Here is a 3,945-nt window from a genome sequence, read left to right on the forward strand (position 1 = left end):
GATCCGGAGCTCGGCGCCAGCGTGCCGGAGAGCATGTTGAAGATCGTGCTCTTGCCCGATCCGTTGGGTCCGATCAGGCCGAGGATCTCGCCCTGGTCGACCCGGAACGAGACGTTGTTGACGGCCGTGAAGCCGCCAAACCGCTTCACCAGTCCGCTGACTTCCAACACCGCAGCCCCCCGCCGCTACTGGTTGCTGTAGGTGGTGCCTTTCGGCAGCGGCAGCACCGCCTCGCGCTGCGCCTGGCTCTTGGGCCACACCACGGAGGATTTGTCGTCGATGTACTGGATCACGACCGGGAACGAGCGCTCGTTCTGTCCGGCCATCGGCGTGCCCTCGCCATAGAACTTCACGCCGAAGCCTAGCATGGTGCCGCCTTCGGGGATGTCGGTGTCGAGCGCCGCCTTGCGCAGCGCCTCGGGGTCGACACCGCCATACTTCTTGATTGCGCGCGGCAGGACGTCGGACATGAAGACGTAGGTGTTGGAGGCGCCGATGCCGACATGGGCGGAGCGGATGGCAACGCCCGGCCTGACCTTGTCGAACTCGTCGCCGACCATCTTGATCACGGGCGGGAGCTTCGGATCCATGGCCTTTTGGTTCGCAAGCCAGATCGAGATCGGATCGGCGTTGAAGATGTAGGTGGCGTCCGCGCCCATGCCCTCCTTCAGCTTCTCATAGACGCCGTAGCCGGCGCCATGCCCCATCAGCGCGCCGAACTTCAGGCCCTGCTCGCGGGCCTGGCGCAGCAGCAGCGTAATGTCGGGGTTGTAGCCGGTGTGGAAGATCACGTCCGGCTTGGCGCGCTTCAGCTTGGTCACCAGCGCGGAGAGATCAGGAGCGGTGGCGGAATAGCCCTCCTTCAGCACGACGTTGAAGCCAGCCTTCTTCGCCCCGGCCTCGTTGCCCTTGGAGACGTCGACGCCATAGGCGCCGTCCTCGTGGATGATGGCGACGCGCAGGTCCTTCGGCTCCTTGCCGAGCTTCTCCTTGGCATTCTGCGCGATGAAATCCACCGTCATCATGCCGAACTGGTCGCCGCTGGCCTGCGGCCGGAACACGTATTTGTAGCCTTTGTCGTTGAACACGGCCGACGAGATGCAGGTCGTCATCCACATGAACTTCTTGAGCTGCTCGACGCGAGCGGCCACCGGCACGCATTGTGCCGAGGAGAAGAAGCCGAGCACCATGTCGACCTTCTCCTGCTCGAGCAGGCGGACGGATTCGTTGATGGCGATGTCGGGCTTGCTCTGCGCATCCGCATAGACGGCTTCGACCTTGTAGCCTTCGACGCCGGTCTTGGCGAAATGGTCGAGGATGATCTTTGCGCCGATATAGCCGAGCTCGGAGCCACCGCCGGCGAGAGGCCCGGTCAGATCAAAGACGACGCCGATCTTGATCTTCTTCTCCTGAGCCTCGGCGGAAACCGTCAGGCCCGTCGCTGATATCGCGACCAAGAGCCCACCCAGCAAACGGGCAGCCATGCGCATCAAAACCTCCCTGGGCGATTGTGCATCGCATTCTTGTTGGTTTTGTTTTTTGCCCATCACATGGGCTGCGCGAAGCGATGTCAAGCCTCGCGCGTCAGCGGGAGGCGAACTGCTGCGCAATAAAGGCCGTGACAAATCGCGGCATGGTCGGCGTGAGATCGCTCATTCCGCGCACGAGATGAATGGCGGACAGCTCGGGCTCGTCCTCGCGCGCGAGGTTGGCTTCGATCCGGGCGCGGGCCTCCTCGCCCGGCATGTCCAGGTTGAGGACCCGAATCATCGCAATCGCGCGGCCGGAGACGACGCAGTGCCAAACCGCCTCCGCCGTGTAGTCCTCGGCGGTCAGCCCGGTCTCCTCCGCAATCTCGCGGACGACGCTGCCGGGAACGTCCAGGGCGCCATCCGTGACGTCGCCGAGGTCGGGCGTCCCTGATGGGAAATAGATGCGGCCCGCATTGGCGGTGTGCTGCGCCATCTCGCCCATGATGAAGGCGCCGTCGGAGGTGCGCAGCGCACCCATGCCGAAGCCGTTGAACACGGCCGTATCAGGAAAGCCCCAGTCGCGCCAGGCGAGGAAGCTGGCGAAATCGGTCTCGAAATAGGTCGCAACGAGATGGCCGCCCGCGAATACGGCATCGCGCCCGAGCAGGACGCGGCCGTTCCAGATCTTCGGCCGTTCGCGCTGCTTCTCGGCGAAATGCGCCGCGATCTCGGCGCTGCGTTGCTCCGCGAACGGCCACGGGATTGGCCGCACGGCAAGATCGAGCGTCGTGACGCGATGAATGACCGGTGACGTCATGACGCCCGACTATCTCGCCTTCGCGTCAGCTATTTGGCATTCCCGGTCGTCTTCTTGGCCTGATCGACGAATTTGTTGGTGAAGGTCTTGCTGAGGTCGATCTTGGCATTCGCCACCTCCGGCGAGCCGACGCTGAACACCGCAAGCACGGCCTCCGCGCCCTTCGGATCCATCTTGCCGTTTTCGGAGAACATCGGGATCGTGTTCTTCAGAGCGGCGAGATAAAGCTCCTTGTTCTTGCCGACCATCTGCTCCGGCATCTTCGCCATGATCTCCTCCGGCGTGTGCGAATGGATCCAGGCGAGCGTTGCCAGGATCGCATTGGTGAGCGCCTGCGTCTCCTTCTCGTGGCTGTTGATCCAGGCCGTCGTCGTGTACAGCGCGCCGCCCGGATATTCGCCGCCGAACGTCTCGAGCGTGTCCTTCTGGGTGCGGGTGTCGGAAAGGATGCGCAGATCCTTGTGGCTGCCCTGGAGCACGGTGACGGAGGGATCGAGCATCACGGCCGCATCGATCTGGCCCTGCTCCATGGCGGCGACGGCAGTGGCGCCGAGGCCGACGCCGATCACGGCGACGCTGGTAGGATCGAGGCCGTTCTTCTTGAGCATGTATTTGAGGAAGAAGTCGGTGGAAGAGCCGGGCGCACTGACGCCGACCTTCTTGCCGGCGAGATCCTTGACTGACTTGATGTCGTTGGTGCGCGATGGCGCGACCACCAGCACGAGGCCGGGATAGCGGTCATAGACCACGAAGGACTGGAGCTCCTGCTTCTTCGCGGCGAGATTGACGCAATGGTCGAAATAGCCGGAGACGACGTCGGCGCTGCCGCCGAGCACGGCTTTCAGCGCATCCGAGCCGCCCTTGAGGTCTACCAGTTCGACATTGAGGCCGGCCTTCTCGTATTCGCCGAGCTGCTTGGCCAGCACCGTCGGCAGATAGCAAAGGCAGGCACCGCCGCCGATCGCGACCGTGACCTTGCTTTGCGCCGCGGCAAGCGAGGTGGTGAGCGTCAGCGCAAGCAGCGCGCCGGCGAGCCTGGCAATCGTGTTCTTCATTGGTTTCCTCCGTTCGGCCGGCGGCACCATAGAGCAGCGGGGCTGGCTTGAGAAGCGCTGCCGAACTGGGCTGGTCATCGGCGTTCCCACGCAATAGCATGTCCGGACAAGAACAATTCCAGATGGGGAGGATCATCCATGAATCGCTTTGTTGCCGGTCTGTCGATCGCCGCCGCCTTTGCCGCCGGATCCGGCGCAACCCACCTGCTGCGGCCGGCGCTCGCCGCCGAGAACATCACCGCGCAGATCATCCACACCGGCGAGATGCAGGGCGATGCGCTCGGTCCCGCCAACGCCGTCGGCTATCGTTCCAAGATGTTCGCCAGCGCCGATGGTGCCACCATCTCGATCCAGGTCGGCAACGTGCCCAAGCACATGCATCCCAACACCAACGAGATCCAGTACATCCTGGACGGCACCGGCACGATCTGGCTCGGCGACAAGGAGGTCACGGTGAAGCCCGGCGACCTCGTGATCATCCCGAAGGGCACGCCGCACGGCGGCACCAAGCCGATCAGCGGCCAGGTCAAGGCGATCGCGATCAAGACCCCGCCGCAGGCGCCCGACGACACCAAGCTGCTGGATTGAGCTCTTGCTTTCA

The 3,945-nt window shown here is 63.8% G+C and carries 5 protein-coding genes; 1 reads left to right on the forward strand and 4 read right to left on the reverse strand.

Going from position 1 to position 3,945, the window contains the following annotated elements:
* From SE91_RS23685 to SE91_RS23700, 4 genes are all read right to left on the reverse strand, one after another.
* On the reverse strand, positions 1–170 hold a 170-nt coding region (locus tag SE91_RS23685; protein WP_156490045.1), incomplete at its 3' end, for an ATP-binding cassette domain-containing protein.
* 15 nt (positions 171–185) lie between these two features.
* Entirely contained in the window at positions 186–1,490 is a 1,305-nt protein-coding gene (locus SE91_RS23690) for an ABC transporter substrate-binding protein (RefSeq protein WP_061849328.1), read from the reverse strand.
* A 94-nt stretch (positions 1,491–1,584) separates the two neighbouring features.
* Positions 1,585–2,289: a hypothetical protein gene (locus tag SE91_RS23695; protein WP_008556899.1), complete on the reverse strand. Its 705-nt coding sequence runs from the start codon at positions 2,287–2,289 to the stop codon at positions 1,585–1,587.
* A gap of 29 nt (positions 2,290–2,318) precedes the next feature.
* Positions 2,319–3,344 carry an ABC transporter substrate-binding protein gene (locus SE91_RS23700; protein ID WP_061849329.1) on the reverse strand — a complete coding sequence of 342 codons (1,026 nt, stop codon included), beginning with the start codon at positions 3,342–3,344 and terminating at the stop codon, positions 2,319–2,321.
* Between the two features lie 138 nt (positions 3,345–3,482).
* Between SE91_RS23700 and SE91_RS23705 the strand changes: the two genes are divergently transcribed.
* Positions 3,483–3,932, forward strand: coding sequence for a cupin domain-containing protein (locus SE91_RS23705; RefSeq protein ID WP_061849330.1), 450 nt, complete (start codon positions 3,483–3,485; stop codon positions 3,930–3,932).
* Positions 3,933–3,945: the final 13 nt, after the last annotated feature.

Source organism: Bradyrhizobium sp. DOA1 (genome assembly GCF_001593325.1).
In the GTDB taxonomy this organism is placed as follows: Bacteria; Pseudomonadota; Alphaproteobacteria; order Rhizobiales; family Xanthobacteraceae; genus Bradyrhizobium.

Excerpts from the sequence above, each read along its gene's own strand:
- SE91_RS23690 (WP_061849328.1), bottom strand. The coding sequence starts at position 1,490 with ATGCGCATGGCTGCCCGTTTGCTGGGTGGGCTCTTGGTCGCGATATCA.
- SE91_RS23695 (WP_008556899.1), bottom strand. The coding sequence starts at position 2,289 with ATGACGTCACCGGTCATTCATCGCGTCACGACGCTCGATCTTGCCGTG.
- SE91_RS23700 (WP_061849329.1), bottom strand. The coding sequence starts at position 3,344 with ATGAAGAACACGATTGCCAGGCTCGCCGGCGCGCTGCTTGCGCTGACG.
- SE91_RS23705 (WP_061849330.1), top strand. The coding sequence starts at position 3,483 with ATGAATCGCTTTGTTGCCGGTCTGTCGATCGCCGCCGCCTTTGCCGCC.